Origin of the sequence: Kribbella sp. NPDC058693 (assembly GCF_042715335.1) — a bacterium.
Lineage (GTDB): Bacteria > Actinomycetota > Actinomycetes > Propionibacteriales > Kribbellaceae > Kribbella > Kribbella jiaozuonensis.
Map to the genome: position 1 here is coordinate 332,739 of NZ_JBHXSQ010000001.1, position 13,688 is coordinate 346,426.

Here is a 13,688-nt window from a genome sequence, read left to right on the forward strand (position 1 = left end):
GGTCATGCGACGGACGGCCGCGATTGCCGCTGGTCGATCGCGGCGCGCAGGATCGGGCTGCGGGAGCCCCGGCCGGCCGGCAGGACGGTGATCAGCGCGGGCGGAATCCCGTCCAGCTCGTCAACGCCCAGCACGCCGTCGGTGCCAGTGGCAGCGAACACGGTCTGTACCCCCAGTACGCCGGTCAGCCACTCGGACCGCACGTCGTCCACGGCAACTACTTCGTCGACGCACCGCAGGTGCTCGACGATCTGCGCCCGCTCGAGCAGCGGCACGAACGGCCGCGCACCCCAGGCCTCCATCGCCCACTCGTCGGACAGGACCGCCACCACCAACCGGTCGCTGTGCCGGCGCGCCCGCTCGAGCACGTCGACATGCCCGACGTGGAACAGGTCGAAGACCCCGGCCACACACGCGACCCGCGGCACCTTGACCACGTTGCCCAAACTGCCATCCCCCAACACGAATTCCTGCGATCCCTCTGGCGCGACGCTGCCCCCTGCGTCCCGCGGAACTTTATACCTGTCCGGCACGGCGTGCCCAGGATCCCCGACGCGTCCGGCCGCTGTCGGCGTGCCGGGCGATCGCATCGGTGTAAATCCTCTCCGTGGCCACCAGATCACGCTCCGGAGTGAAGCGGCTCAGGTAAACCTGTCGGGCTCGTTCGCCGAAGGCTATCGAAGTCTCGGGATCAGCCACCAACCCGATCGCCTTTCGCAATCCCTCCGGATCGCCGGGCACGGTCAATGCACCGGTTTCTCCGTCGTCGACCAGCTCCGCGAGCGCCCCGAGCCGGGAAGCGACCACCGGAACGCCGTGCGCGAAAGCCTCGACCACCACGAGTCCGAAGCTCTCATACGAACGTGCCGGTACGACGGCGACGCGCGCGGACCGCAGCAGTTCCATGCACTCCGCCCACGGTCGTTGACCAAGCACCTGAACAGACAGGTCTTTCCGGGCCCGTTCCTCGGCCTCGGCCCGCAGCGGACCGTCGCCGACCACGATCAGCCGGCCGAGCGAGGAGTCCCACGCCTGCAGCAGATCCGCGAATCCCTTGTCCTCGCTCAGCCGCCCGAGGAACACCACACCGTCCCCCGCCCCGCTCCGCACCTCACCGGAGTGCGGTACGGCGTGCGGCTTCACCTCGAACCGCTCCGGGTCGAAGCCGGCCGCGGCGTACCGATCGCGAACGAATCCGGACGGTACGACGAACGTGTCGACGTACCGCTGCCAGGTGTGGAACGTGTTGTGTACGCCGATGCTCGCCGCCAGCGGCAGCGTCTGCACGCGTGATTCGCGGTAGCAGCTGTGCCGGACCGCGGCCAACGGCAGCTTGCCGACGCAGGACTCGCACGGCGCTCCGTCGCGCTGCAGCACCGCGTTCGCACACAGCAGCCGGAAGTTGTGCAGCGTCGCGACCACCGGCAGGTCCAAGCGGTACGCCGCGCGCAGCACCGAGGCGCTGAACAACGGAAAAGTGTTGTGAACGTGCACCAGATCGGGCCGCTGCGCTTGCAATAGATGTGTTAAATCGTGTTCCGCCGAAAATGACCAAACGGAGCGAAACGGTAACAGCGCGCGATCTTTCCGGCTCAACTCCGCGATGTCGTCGCTGTTTCGGGCGTAGAGGTCGATCTCATGTCCTGAGTTACGCAATAAATCAACCGTTTGCGCGACAACGGTGTTCTCGCCACTGGGTTGACCGGTCCGGTAACGGTTGTGCAACATGGCGACCCGCATGGCACTACCTTAAGTCCCGCCCTCGTCACGCAGACGGCTGCACCTGGTTTCCCGCTCCCAGGAGAGTGCATTGAAGAAGTTGTGGTTCGCAGCGCTTATCGCTGCGGCGCTGGCAGTCGTTACGGTCGCAATGCCCGTGATCGCGAACGAGAACAAGGCGACCACTGCCGCCAGGTCCGTGACCGCCGAGCAGGCCGCGTCCCGGGTGCTTCCGTCGCACCGGCCCGGAAAGACCACCACGACTCCCGGCAAGCCACAGCCGAAGGCCACTCGGACGACGACTGCACCCTCGAAGAAGCCGGGCGCGTCGAGCACCCCCACCAAGAAGCCGACGACCACCCCGTCGAAGCCGGTCGAGCCGAAGCTCCCCACGACCCCCAACGTGGACTCGGACGAGGCCGGCCCGGCGGTTGCGGGTCCGTGCACCGGCACCGTGATCGAGCCCGGCCAGGACGCACAGTCGATCGTCAACTCCAAGCCCGCCGGTACGACGTTCTGCTTCGCGGCCGGGCTGCACCGGATCAGCGACACCATCCGCCCCAAGGCGAACCAGGTGCTCGCGAGCTCGAAGCGCGCCGTCCTCACCGGGTCGATCCCGCTGACCGGCTGGGCGAAATCCGGCTCCGCCTGGGTCGTGCGCGGCGCGCTGCCGCCGGCGTACGGCAAGAGCGGTGAATGCGAGGACAACTCGGCCAACATCTGCTACCTCCGGGAGCAGCTGTTCCTCGACGACGTGCACCTGACCCGGGTCGCGAGCGTCTCGGCGGTCAAGGCAGGCACGTTCTACGCCGACTACGCGGCGGACGCGATCTACCTCGGCAGCAACCCGGTCGGCCACGCGGTGGAGATGTCCAAGACGGCGACCGCGATCGAGTCCGGCGCGACCGGAGTCGTCGTACGCGGCCTGACCATCGAGCACTTCGCCAGCGCCCCGCAGGCCGGCGCGCTCGTCTCCGGCCCGGGCTGGAAGGTCTTCGCCAACGACGTCCGCTGGAACCACGCGGTCGGCGTGATGCTGGTGAAGGCCAACAGCACCAAGGTCGACAAGAACCTGATCCACAACAACGGCCAGCTCGGCCTCGGCCAGTACAGCTCGGCCGCGGCGGCCGTCACCGGCAACATCATCAGCTCGAACAACACCGACGGCTTCTGGATCGCGGACTGGGAGTCCGGCGGCATCAAGTCGACCCGGTCGTCCGGCACCGTCAGCGGCAACGTGATCAAGTCCAACAAGGGCATCGGGATGTGGGCCGACGTCGCCGACGACGGCCGGGTGATCAGCGGCAACCAGATCGTCGGCAACGCCGCGGACGGCATCCGCTTCGAGATCAGCCGCAACGGCACGATCTCCGGCAACACGGTCACCGGCAACGGCTTCGGCACCGGGCGCGGCTCGGGTACGTCGCTGTGGGACGGCGGCGGGATCAACATCAACACGTCGTCCGGCATCACCGTCAAGGGCAACAAGGTCTCGGGCAACGTCAACGGCATCACGATCCAGTCCCGGACCCGTGGCAGCGGCCCGTGGGGCACGTACCTGCTCCGCGACGTCCAGATCACCGGGAACACGATCGAGATGACCGCCGGCACGCAGGCGACCGGCATGGTGCAGAACGCCGGGGCCGCCGTACCGGCCGGTGAAGTCGTTTTCAGCGGCAACAAGTACGTGCTGGACGACCTCGGCACGCAGCGGTTCTCCCGGTTCGGCACGAAGCTGACCGCGGCCGGCTGGCAGTCGGCGGGGCTCGATGCCATCGGCACCTTCCTCGCGAACTGATCGCTTGCCGACCGCAACATGTTTGTGCGCTACGTATTGCCATGACTACGTGATGTAGGGGTAATCTGCAAAGCGAAGCCGCGCCATGGGGGGTGCGCTCAGGGCTCACCTGTGCCACCGGAGGCTCCGCTATGAAGAGAGCAGTTCTGGCAGTCGTTGCAATCGGCACCTGTCTGGTTGCCCCTGGCCCCTTGCCCGCCCACGGCGTGGAAGAGGCCGCCACCCCACCCGCTGACGGCACGTTCCGCAGCGGTCCAGCACTCGCACCAGCCTGCAACGGCGTCACGATCAGGACCACCGACGACGCCGCCCAGGTCGTCGACGAGTGGCCGGCCGGTACGACGTTCTGCTTCGCGTCCGGCCTGCACCGGATCGCGGAAACGATCCACCCCAAGGCCAATCAGGTGCTCGCGAGCGACGACGGCGCCGTACTCACCGGGTCCGTTCGCCTGACGAAGTGGACGTCTTCGAACGCCGCCTGGGTGACCACGGGCGTGTTGCCGCCGGCGTACCCGCAGACCGGGCAGTGCGAGGACAACAAGACCAACATCTGCTACCTCCGCGAGCAGGTGTTCTACGACGGCAAACACCTGACCCGAGTGGCCTCCCGCGACAAGGTTGCCCGCGGCACCTTCTACGCCGACTACGCCGCGAACGCGATCTACCTCGGCGACGTCCCGGCCGGCCACGCGGTCGAGATGTCGAGCACGCCGACGGCGATCGAGCCCGGCGGCAACAACGTCACCGTGCGCGGGCTGACCGTCGAGCACTTCGCGACTCCCCCGCAGGGCGGTGCGGTCGTGCTCGGCCTCGGCTGGCACGTCTACGCGAACGAGCTCCGCTGGAACCACGCGATCGGCGCCATGCTCCAGAACGCGGACAACGCCGTACTCGAGAAGAACTGGGTCCACGACAACGGGCAGCTCGGCGTCGGCCAGTACAGCACGCTGAAGGGCACGATCGCGGCCAACGACATCAGCGACAACAACACCGACGGCTTCTGGATCGCGGACTGGGAGTCCGGCGGCGTGAAGACGACCTGGTCGAGCGGCGGTTCGGTGACCGGGAACCTGATCCAGGACAACCGTGGGATCGGGCTATGGAGCGACGCGTACGACGACAGCCGCACGTTCAGCAACAACCAGATCATCGACAACGCGGCCGACGGGATCCGCTACGAGATCGGCCGCAACGGCGTGATCGTGGGCAACTCGATCAGCGGCAACGGCTTCGGCACCGGCCGTGGCTCGGGTACGTCGTTGTGGGACGGCGGCGGGATTAATGTCAACACGTCGTCGAACGTGCAGGTGCGTGACAACGTGGTAGCCAACAACGTGAACGGGATCTCGATCCAGTCCCGCACCCGCGGCTCCGGGCCGTGGGGCACGAACGTGCTCCGCGACATCGTTGTCTCCGGCAACCAGGTGACGATGCGCGGCGGGACCACGGCGACCGGCATGGTGCAGAACTCCGGCGCCGCGATCCCGGCCGGCGAGGTCACCCTGGACGAGAACACCTACATCCTGGACAGCCTCGCCGCCGAGCGGTTCCAGAAGACCGGCCAGTGGTACACCGCGAGGGAGTGGCGCGCGACCGGTCAGGACACGACGAGCGCGTTCACGATCGGCAAGGCGATCCTCGATGCGACCGGCGTACTCACGATCCTGCCGGCAGTGAGCTGACGTGCTCGACGAGCAGCTCGCGGAACACCGTTGAATCGCGGAGATCGGGAGTGAAGATCGAGTCGACGGCGAGCAGCGCGTCGACGAGCTTGGCCGGCTCGGAGACGCCCGCGACCGCGGCCTTGAGCTTGTCGGCCTGCGGGTCGTCGAGGTCCGTGGTCCGCAGTACGTAGACCATCCAGGCGGCGACGGCGAGCGAGATCGTGCGCGGCTCGGCGCCGGCGGCCAGGCGGTCGCGGACGGTGCCGAGCATGCGGACCGGCAGCTTGACCGAGCCGTCCATCGCGACCTGCCGGGTGCGGTGCTTGAGCGCCGGGTTCGCGAACCGCTCGAGCACGCTCGCGCCGTACTGGGCGAGGTCGAGACCGTCCGGCGGAGTCAGCGTCGGTACGACGTCGTCGGTCATCAGCGCCTGCGATAAGCGGGACAGCTCATCGTCGCGGACGGCTTCGGCGATCGTCTCGTAGCCGCGGAGTGCACCGAGGTACGCGAGCATCGAGTGGGTGGCGTTGAGCATGCGCAGCTTGGCCTGCTCCCAGGGCGCGACGTCCGCGGTGAGGACGGCGCCACCGCGCTCCCAGGCCGGCCGGTCGCCGGCGAAGTCGTTCTCGATCACCCATTGCAGGAAGGGTTCTGCGACCACCACAGCCTCGTCGCGTACGCCGAGCAGCCGGGCCGCTTCAGCGCGGTCGTCCTCGGTCGTGGCGGGCACGATCCGGTCGACCATGCTGGCCGGGAACCGGGTTGCCTCGAACGTCTCCGGGACCTTGCCCAGGGCATCGAAGTAGTCGGTCACGAGCTTGCGCAGGAACGGGCCGTTGGCAACCAGGTTGTCGCAGGACACGATCGTCAGCGGCTCCTCGCGGCGCGCGATCCCGGCGGCGAGCTGGCCGACGACCGTGCGCGGCGGGCGGCCGGTGAGGTCGGCCTGGATCTCGGGGTCGTCCAGGTTCAGCCCGGTGCCGGTCGCGCGGTAGCCCTTCTCGGTGACGGTCAGCGTGACCACCGTGACCGCCGGGTCGGCGATCCGCGCGACGACCGCGTCCGGGTCCTCGGGGGCGGTGAGTACGTCGCGGATGCTGCCGATGACCTGGACCGTTGGATCACCGAGCCCGCGCTCGAGAACGGAGTACAAACCGTCCTGTGGGGCGAGCTGGTCGCGGACTGTGGCTGAGCGCTGGCTGACGCCGGCGATGCCCCAGCGGGTCTCTCCGGTGGCGACCATGGCTTGCTCGGTGACGACGGCCTGGTGGGCGCGGTGGAAGGCGCCGAGGCCGAGGTGGACGATGCCGACCGACAATGCGCGCGGGTCTACGGCGGGGGTGACGGGAAGGTTGGTGAGACTCAGCCTGGTCAAGCCGGAGCACCTTTCTGGTTGTGTGGTGCGGGTCCGGTGCTGTCCCGGACGATCAGTTCGCCTTGCAGTTCCCCGTGGGTGCCGGCCGGGCGCTCAGGGTCGTCGAGCATTGCCAGCAGCAGTTCGACGGCGATGCGGCCGGCCTCCTGTTTGGGCAGGCGGACCGTGGTGAGTGCGGGGCGGGCCATCGATGACATCGCGATGTCGTCGACGCCGACCACGCTCAGGTCGCCGGGGACCGAGAGGCCGCGGGCATGTAGTCGAGCCAGTAGGCCGATCGCGACGAGGTCGTTGTAGGCGACGACGGCGGTGGCGCCGGTGGCGATGACCTGGTCGGCGGCTGCCATGCCGCCTTCGTACGTCGGGGCGAAGTTGCCTACCGGGGCGAGCTTCGCGTGCAGTTCCTCGACCGCGTTGCGGAGGCCGAGGCCGCGGTGCTTGGTGGACCAAGAGGTGGACGGTCCGCCGACCCAGGCGATCCGGTGGTGGCCGAGGGCAACAAGATGGGCGACGGCCTGGCGCATGCCGCCTTCGTTGTCGTAGGTGACTCCTGGGATGCCTGCGGCGGCTCGGTTGACGAGCACGACGGTGGTGTCCTGGGCGATCGCGGTCAGCTCTTCGTCGCTTGCTCGTGGCGAGCACAGCACGACGCCATCCACCTGCTTCGCCAACGCCCGCACCAGCCCGGCCTCGGCTGCCGGGTCCTCGTCGGTGTCGGCGACGAACACGGCGACGTCGTGCCGGCGGGCGCGCTCCTGCACACCCTTGGTAACACTCGCAAAGAACGGATTAGCCAGATCCGGCACCACCAGCCCGATGGTCCCCGTCCGCCCGGTGATCAACCCCCGAGCCGCCCGATTCGGCTCATACCCCAGTTGCTCAACCGCAGCCGCCACCCGAGCCCGAGTAGCCCCATTAACCATCCCGGGAAGCGAAAGCGCCCGCGACACGGTAGACGCCGACACCCCGGCCAACCGCGCCACATCCCGAATAGTCGCCGCCATGCCACCCTCCATTCCCGTCGGGTTGAGTTTGCAATCGGTTGCAACCTGTGTCAAGCGGTCGCCCAGCGGACAGCGTCTTGTGCTTGTAGAAAGCTACTGCAATCCTTTGCAGTACACGTTTCAGCCCATCGCATCGGAGGATCTATGTCGAAGGCTCTGCAGCCTCATCCGGATCGTGCGTTCCCGGCCGGGGAAGCGCGTGACGTTGCCCGGCGGATTCATGCTTCGACGAAGGATCTTCCGTTGCTCTGTCTGCACGGGCACGTCGACATCGGGCTGTTCGCCACCGACACGCCGTTCGGCGACCCGGCCGAGCTGCTGGTGGTCCCGGACCACTACGTGACCCGCATGCTGGTCTCCCAGGGCGTCTCCCCCGACAAGCTCGGCCTCCCCCGCCGCGACGGCAAGCAGACCGCCGAGCCGCGCGAGATCTGGCGCGAGTTCTGCGCGAACTGGCACCTGTTCCTCGGCACCCCCAGCCGCTACTGGCTCGAGCACGAGTTCGCCGAGGTCCTCGGCCTCACCGAGCACCCCTCCGCCGAGAATGCCGACGAACTCTACGACCAGATCACCGCCCGCCTCGCCGAGCCCGAGTTCCGCCCACGCGCGCTCCTCGACCGGTTCAACATCGAGCTGATCTCCACCACTGACGCAGCCACCGACGACCTCGCCCAGCACGCCAAGCTCGCCGCCGACCTCCCCGGCCGCGTCGTCCCGACCTTCCGCCCCGATGCCATCGCCCACCCAGACCGCGCCGGCTGGCCCGACCTGATCGCACAGCTGGGCACGCTGGCCGACGTCGACACCACGACGTACGACGGATTCCTGCAAGCGATCCGCCAACGCCGCCAGGCGTTCGTCGCGGCCGGCGCACGCGCGACAGACCACGGCCACCTGAGCGCCGCCGCCATCCCGCTGTCGGATGCCGAAGCCACCCGGATCTACGCAGGCGCACTGAAGGGCGACGTCACCGCCGAGGACGCAGCTGCCTTCGCAGGACACATGCTCTACCAATCCGCGGTCATGTCGGCCGAGGATGGCCTGGTCATGCAGCTCCACCCCGGCGTCCTGCGCGATCACGACCCGGCGATCTTCGCGACGTACGGCCCGGACCAGGGCCACGACATCCCAGTGACAACCGAGTTCACCCGATCCCTCCGTCCGCTGCTCGAGCGGTTCGGGCACGCGGACGGCTTCCGGATCGTGCTCTTCACCGTCGACGAGACCGTGTACTCCCGCGAGCTCGCCCCGCTGGCCGGCGTCTACCCGGCCGTACGCCTCGGCGCGCCGTGGTGGTTCCTCGACAGCCCGGACGGCATGCGGCGGTTCCGTGAGCTCGTCACCGAGACGGCCGGCTTCTACAACATGTCCGGCTTCGTCGACGACACCCGCGCGTACCTGTCGATCCCGGCCCGCCACGACCTCGCTCGCCGGATCGACGCCGGCTACCTCGCCAACCTCGTCGTACAGCACCGACTCGACGAGGACGACGCGTTCACCGTCGCGAAGGCACTCGCCTACGACCTGGCGAAGGACACGTACCTCTAGAACAGGTAGTCTCACGCAGATCTGTTCGCCGGGGGCGGGTACAGCACCGTCGGGTGTGTGAAGGGACCTGGATGAGGCGTGGGGTTGTCGCGACCGCTGGTGTCGCGCTGCTGCTGGTGTCGGGCTGCTCAGGCACAGGAGGCTCACCCGAGCCTCCGAAGCCGACTGCCACCACCACAGTCACCGTCCCCACCGCTCCCCCGACCGCCGCGGCCGCCGTACTCGGGCCAACCGGCCCGAGTACGGCGAAGCCCTGCAAGGGCACTGACATCCCGGTCGGCACCGACCCGCAGCCGATCATCGACGCGGCAGCGCCCGGCACCACCTTCTGCTTCGCCAAGGGCGTCCATCGCCTCACCCGCCCGATCCAGCCACGCGCCAACGACACGCTGGCCGGCAACGCGGGCGCAGTACTAAGCGGCTCCGTCCGGCTGACCGGTTGGAAGCAAGAAGGCAGCAGCTGGACGGTCCAAGGCGCACTACCCGCGGCGTACCCGCTGAAGGGCCAGTGTGAGGACAACAAGACCAAGCCCTGCCAGCTCGGCGAGCAGGTCTTCCAAGACGGCAACCACCTGACCCGCGTCATGAGCCCGAGCCAGCTCAAGCCAGGCACGTTCTTCGGCGACTACAAAGCCAACACCCTTTACCTGGGCGACGACCCCACCGGCCACGTCATCGAGATGGCCAAGACGCAGACCGCGATCGACAAGTCCGCGGACAACGTCACCGTGACCGGTCTGACGATCCAGCAGTTCGCGAGCCGCCCGCAGGCCGGCGCGCTGCAGGCCGGAGCCGGCTGGAAGGTGACCGCGAACGAGGTCCGCTGGAACCACGCCGTCGGCATCATGGTCATCGAGGGCGACAACACCGTGGTCAGCCGCAACACCGTCGCCGACAACGGCCAGCTCGGCATCGGTCAGTACAAGTCGGCCGGCGTGAAGATCACCGCGAACCTGGTCACCCGCAACAACACCGACGGCTTCTGGATCGCGGACTGGGAGTCCGGCGGGATCAAGTCGACCCGGTCGTCCGGCGAGGTCAGCGGCAACGACATCATCGCGAACCGCGGCATCGGCATGTGGAGCGACATCGCGGAGTACGACCGCCGGATCACCGGGAACCGGATCCGGGACAACGCGGCGGACGGCATCCGGTACGAGATCAGCTACGCGGCCGTCATCGACCAGAACGTCGTCGAGCACAACGGGTTCGGCACCGGCCGCGGTTCGGGCGGGACGCTCTGGGACGGCGGCGGCATCAACGTCAACACGTCCTCCGACGTACAGGTCCGCGGCAACCTGATCAAGGACAACCGCAACGCCCTGTCGATCCAATCGCGCACGCGGGGCGACGGTCCACGCGGGACGTACGTACTGCGCAACGTCCTCGTCGAAGGCAACCTGGTCGTGATGAGCGACAACCAGTCGTCGCTCGGCGTCGTCGAGAACAAGCGCTCCCCGACGCAGCCCGGCGCGATCACGTTCCGCCGCAACAGCTACCAGGGCGCGGACCACTTCGCCTACCGCGGCAAGACCATGAGCTGGTCCGAATGGCAGCAGTCCGGCTTCGACCAGGACTCAGTGAGCAGCTAACACTCGTCTTCGATGTCGGATGCGGTCGGCGTCGCAGATCGCGGCGGCGACCAGTAGGTGCACGGTCATCGACGACAGGTCTGACAGGCCGCTCTCGTTGAGCGAGGCCGCGGTGACGTACGCCAGCAGAAGCGCTCCGCACGCCCGGATGTACGGCGTGGGCGCACGCAGGACCGAGATCCACGCGAGGATCAGCGCGACCGCGACGATCGCGACTGCCAGCAGACCGGTCTCCCAGTAGAGGCCCAGCCAGCTGTTGTCGATCGCCATCACGTCGACGTCGCCCTCGCCGCGGGTCAGCAGGACCCGTTTGTTGCCGAGGCCGTGGCCGATGATCGCGGTCTGCGTCGACACCTTCTCGTCCACGACCGCCTGCCAACTCGTCGTACGACCGCTCAACGAGGTGATCTGCCGCGTGCCCTGACCGCGCAACAGCCAGGTGTGCAGCGACCCGATGGTCAGGAACGCGAGCCCGAGCAACCCCGGCACCACCAGGCACGCGATCCGGCCGAGCCAGGTCTTCCGGGTGATGATCAGCGCCACCACCAGCCCGAAGGCGACCGCAGCCGCCGACGTCCGCGTGCGACTCGCGGCGATCAGGACACCGCCCAGCCCGATCAGCGCGACGGCCGGCACCACCGACAGCTTCCGACAGACCAGCCCGATCAGCGCGAGCCCGAGCAGGATCGCCCCGACCTCGCCGACGCGCGGTGGCAGCATCGGGATGATGACACCCTGCAGCCGCGACCCCGTGCCCAGCGAGCTCAGCGGCCGCCACGCCTGGCCCGGGTCATAGACGAGGCTCAGTACGACGGTTGCCGCCAGCAACACATGGGCCCACAGATGCGCCCGCACCAACCGCTCCGGCACCTCGACCAGCGGTCGCCACAGCAAGAACACGAACAGCAGCCCGATCAGGAACCGGGCCAACCGTGTCAACGGCCCCATCGGCTCGGCCAGCAGGAACGCGGTCGCACACGCGAACAACACATACATCACGTACAGCCAGCTGGCCGGATTCACCCGGGTCCGGAACCCGGGCTTGGTCGCCGCGACCGCGACCAGGAAGACCGCCCCGAGCAGCAGACCCTTGGCGATGCTGTTCGTCGACCCGGTCGTGCCCTGCGGCGCCGCGACCCGCGACGACCACGGCTGTACGCCGAGGACGAACAGGCACCACAGCATCAGCCAGAACCAGGCCGGCCGCTCGATCTCGCCCGCGACCGTCCCCGGCACCGCCGGGGCCAACCGATTGTCGCGAGAGTAGGTGCTCTGCATCAGCGCATCGGTGGAGCCGAGTCCAGCGGCTTGTAGTTCAGCGGGATCCCGAGCGTCTCGTCCTGCACCGCGGCGCCGATCAGTACGACGCCCAGGACCGGAGCGCCCGCGAACTGCAGCGCACCCGTCAGCCGCGCGACGTCCATCTCCTTGTCGAGACCGACCTGGACCACCAGCACGGACGCGTCGACCGCGGCGGCCAGCGGCGTGATGCCGTGCCGTCCGACCGAGGCCGGGCCGTGGATGACGACGGAGTATCCCGGCGGGAGGTCGGCGACGATGCCCGGGACGAGCGACGGGCCGACCGCCTCGGCGGTCTCCTCGTGGTTCAGGCCGGGCGGCAGCACGTACAGGTCCGCGACCGTGCCCGGGCGGAACAGCTTCCGGGCCCGGATCGCGCGGGTGGCCGCCGGCTCGTTCACCAGGTCGGTGAGTCCTTCGTGGCCGGTGAGGTGCGGCAACACCGGCGTACCTTCGATGTCCGCCAGGACCAGCAGGGTCTCCCGGCCGTCGCGAGCGTTCGCCTCGGCCATCGCGAGCGCGATGCCGGCCGAGTTCGGCGTCGGCGACGCCGAGACCACCAGCAGCGCGCCCGGACCGCCGCCCGCGAAGGCGCGCGGGCTCAGCTCCCGGCGCGCCAGCGCACCACTCGCCTCGGCCCCCAAGGCAGTGATCTCGTACTGCGGAAGCTCCGGAGCCGACCGCTGCCAGAACCGGCGCCGATGCCCCTCGGAGGCCGCGATCACGGGCGAGCTGGTCGCCCGCGCCGCCTGGTCCCGGGTCAGGATGTACGGCGTCAGGTGGGACCGCAGCAGCGCGAGACCGAAGCCGAGCACGAGTCCGAGAATGCCGCCGACGAGGATGTCGCGGGCAACCATCGGGGACGAGCTCGCGGTGTCGGTCGTTGCCGGTGTCACCAATTGGCTGCCGGCGCCGACCGTGGTGAGCGCCTTGAGCATCGCGGCCGCATCGTCGGCAGCCTGCCGCGCCTCGGTCGCGAGGCCGACCCGCTGGTCACGCAGCGCCGCCGCGGTCTGGTTGTCGCCGCGGCCGACCGCCTCGTCGATCTGGCTGACCAGGCTGCGGGACTGCTGGGTGGCCGTCTTGGAGCGGGCCTGCGCCTGCTCGGCCAGGTTGGTGAGCAGCGCCTTGGCTTCGGTGTTGCGCTGGGCCAGATAGATGCTCGCGATCGCGTTCGCGCGGTCGACCGCCTTCTGCGCGGTCGGCCCGTCGGTCGTGACCAGGTAGGCGTTGTCGGTGACCGCCTTCACCCGGGTCACCGAGGCCAGCTCCTGGATCGTCTTGTCGTCGGTCGGCATACCGAGCTGCTTCACCACGGCCGCCAGCAGGGTCGGGCTGGCCATCACGCGGGCCTGCGTCTCGGCCGGGAGGTCCATCCCGAGCGGGCCGCTCTTGTCGGCGCCGTCGGACAGCTTCCCGACCAGAGCCGGCGGCACGGCCGGGCCGATCACCAGCTGGCTCGAGGCCGTCCAGCGGATCGTCTGGGACAGCGCGAACACGGACGCCCCGAGCAATCCGAGCACGATGCAGCCCATGATCAGCCACTTCTGCCGCAGCAGAGACTGAGCGGTTTCCCGCCAGACCACGGTGCCCGGTTCCATCGACTACCTCACACTCCGTTGATGCCAGCGCCTCAGGATATAGGCACCGGAATGTGATCACAGCACCTCCTCCGGTGCCCTACTCTCT

At 68.7% G+C, this 13,688-nt stretch carries 10 protein-coding genes; 4 read left to right on the forward strand and 6 right to left on the reverse strand.

Annotation, left to right across the window (positions count from 1 at the left end):
• Window positions 1-2: 2 nt before the first annotated feature.
• Entirely contained in the window at window positions 3-437 is a 435-nt protein-coding gene (locus tag ACFWUU_RS01620; protein ID WP_380174247.1) for an adenylyltransferase/cytidyltransferase family protein, read from the reverse strand.
• Window positions 438-516: 79 nt separating this feature from the next.
• Entirely contained in the window at window positions 517-1,740 is a 1,224-nt protein-coding gene (locus ACFWUU_RS01625; RefSeq protein WP_380171789.1) for a glycosyltransferase family 4 protein, read from the reverse strand.
• A 130-nt stretch (window positions 1,741-1,870) separates the two neighbouring features.
• Between ACFWUU_RS01625 and ACFWUU_RS01630 the strand changes: the two genes are divergently transcribed.
• Entirely contained in the window at window positions 1,871-3,517 is a 1,647-nt protein-coding gene (locus tag ACFWUU_RS01630; protein WP_380171791.1) for a right-handed parallel beta-helix repeat-containing protein, read from the forward strand.
• 131 nt (window positions 3,518-3,648) lie between these two features.
• Complete coding sequence (locus ACFWUU_RS01635; protein WP_380171793.1) at window positions 3,649-5,199, forward strand: right-handed parallel beta-helix repeat-containing protein; 1,551 nt, start codon at window positions 3,649-3,651, stop codon at window positions 5,197-5,199.
• On the opposite strand, the gene ACFWUU_RS01640 is transcribed toward ACFWUU_RS01635, so the two are convergent.
• Entirely contained in the window at window positions 5,174-6,556 is a 1,383-nt protein-coding gene (locus ACFWUU_RS01640; RefSeq protein ID WP_380171794.1) for a mannitol dehydrogenase family protein, read from the reverse strand. The genes ACFWUU_RS01635 and ACFWUU_RS01640 overlap by 26 nt on opposite strands.
• Complete coding sequence (locus ACFWUU_RS01645; protein WP_380171796.1) at window positions 6,553-7,572, reverse strand: LacI family DNA-binding transcriptional regulator; 1,020 nt, start codon at window positions 7,570-7,572, stop codon at window positions 6,553-6,555. Before ACFWUU_RS01645 ends, ACFWUU_RS01640 begins: the two co-directional genes overlap by 4 nt.
• Window positions 7,573-7,704: 132 nt before the next feature.
• On the opposite strand from ACFWUU_RS01645, the gene uxaC reads away from it, so the two are divergent.
• Both uxaC and ACFWUU_RS01655 read left to right on the forward strand, forming a co-directional pair.
• Window positions 7,705-9,108 carry a glucuronate isomerase gene (gene uxaC / locus ACFWUU_RS01650; RefSeq protein WP_380171798.1) on the forward strand — a complete coding sequence of 468 codons (1,404 nt, stop codon included), beginning with the start codon at window positions 7,705-7,707 and terminating at the stop codon, window positions 9,106-9,108.
• Between the two features lie 71 nt (window positions 9,109-9,179).
• Window positions 9,180-10,700, forward strand: coding sequence for a right-handed parallel beta-helix repeat-containing protein (locus ACFWUU_RS01655; protein WP_380171800.1), 1,521 nt, complete (start codon window positions 9,180-9,182; stop codon window positions 10,698-10,700).
• Here the strand turns inward: ACFWUU_RS01655 and ACFWUU_RS01660 are convergent.
• Together ACFWUU_RS01660 and ACFWUU_RS01665 are read right to left on the reverse strand one after the other, a co-directional pair.
• Window positions 10,686-11,978 carry an O-antigen ligase family protein gene (locus tag ACFWUU_RS01660; RefSeq protein WP_380171802.1) on the reverse strand — a complete coding sequence of 431 codons (1,293 nt, stop codon included), beginning with the start codon at window positions 11,976-11,978 and terminating at the stop codon, window positions 10,686-10,688. The two genes, ACFWUU_RS01655 and ACFWUU_RS01660, sit on opposite strands and share 15 nt — an antisense overlap.
• A complete protein-coding gene (locus ACFWUU_RS01665) occupies window positions 11,978-13,600 on the reverse strand; it encodes a Wzz/FepE/Etk N-terminal domain-containing protein (protein ID WP_137254378.1) in 1,623 nt (540 codons plus the stop codon). The genes ACFWUU_RS01660 and ACFWUU_RS01665 overlap by 1 nt, the downstream gene beginning before the upstream one ends.
• Between the last annotated feature and the right edge of the window lie 88 nt (window positions 13,601-13,688).

Bases quoted from the DNA above. Each gene is read 5' to 3' on its own strand.
- ACFWUU_RS01625 (WP_380171789.1), bottom strand. From the start codon at position 1,740: ATGCGGGTCGCCATGTTGCACAACCGTTACCGGACCGGTCAACCCAGT.
- ACFWUU_RS01630 (WP_380171791.1), top strand. From the start codon at position 1,871: ATGCCCGTGATCGCGAACGAGAACAAGGCGACCACTGCCGCCAGGTCC.
- ACFWUU_RS01635 (WP_380171793.1), top strand. From the start codon at position 3,649: ATGAAGAGAGCAGTTCTGGCAGTCGTTGCAATCGGCACCTGTCTGGTT.
- ACFWUU_RS01645 (WP_380171796.1), bottom strand. From the start codon at position 7,572: ATGGAGGGTGGCATGGCGGCGACTATTCGGGATGTGGCGCGGTTGGCC.
- uxaC (WP_380171798.1), top strand. From the start codon at position 7,705: ATGTCGAAGGCTCTGCAGCCTCATCCGGATCGTGCGTTCCCGGCCGGG.
- ACFWUU_RS01655 (WP_380171800.1), top strand. From the start codon at position 9,180: ATGAGGCGTGGGGTTGTCGCGACCGCTGGTGTCGCGCTGCTGCTGGTG.
- ACFWUU_RS01660 (WP_380171802.1), bottom strand. From the start codon at position 11,978: ATGCAGAGCACCTACTCTCGCGACAATCGGTTGGCCCCGGCGGTGCCG.
- ACFWUU_RS01665 (WP_137254378.1), bottom strand. From the start codon at position 13,600: ATGGAACCGGGCACCGTGGTCTGGCGGGAAACCGCTCAGTCTCTGCTG.